Below are 625 nucleotides of genomic sequence, written 5' to 3' on the forward strand. Positions count from 1 at the left end.
GCCGGTGACCGCCCGCAGCCCATCGCCGACCAGTCGCCGCCGCCTTCGTATCCGCCTGCCGCGCTGCGTCGTGGCGATGCCGGCACGGTGGTGGTGCGCGTGGATGTGGATGCCACCGGCTATCCCTCCAACGTGACCATCATCGAACGCAGCGGTTCACGCGATCTTGATCGGGCCGCATCGGATGCCGTGCGCCGTTGGCGCTTCCAGCCGGCGCAGAGCAATGGCCAGCCGGTGCCGGGCAGCATCGAGGTGCCGTTCGACTTCAAGCCGCAGTAATGCGCGGCCGCCGAATCATCACGCAACGCTGATTCGGCAACGGCTCATCAAGCTGAACCTCGATGGCAATGCAGTCGCCGCGTTGACGGTGCGCTGACACATCCACAACCGGGTACGGGCAAGACTGCGGGTGTCAAAACGACATCAGGAGTTCGCCATGAGTGTTACCCATGCCCATGACATGCACGCTTCGCCGCAGCACCAGCGCGACGTGACCGATGAACCGGCCCGCCGCGGCACTTCGCCGTGGTTGTGGATGGCGCTGATCGTGGCGATGTTCGCCGCTGCGCTGGTCTGGTTGCGCTACGCCAACCCCAACGAAACCAGCACCGCACCGGTGGGCGAG

General features: G+C 65.9%; 1 protein-coding gene and 1 pseudogene. Both read left to right on the forward strand.

The window, feature by feature from the left end:
- The coding region (locus tag DBR34_RS12440) for an energy transducer TonB (RefSeq protein ID WP_146186833.1) at positions 1–279 on the forward strand (279 nt) is incomplete at its 5' end.
- Between the two features lie 157 nt (positions 280–436).
- Positions 437–625 (forward strand): annotated as a pseudogene (locus DBR34_RS22925) (TonB-dependent receptor); the annotation flags it as partial.

It is taken from the genome of Stenotrophomonas sp. HMWF003, assembly GCF_003061285.1.
Classification (GTDB): Bacteria; Pseudomonadota; Gammaproteobacteria; order Xanthomonadales; family Xanthomonadaceae; genus Stenotrophomonas; species Stenotrophomonas maltophilia_AP.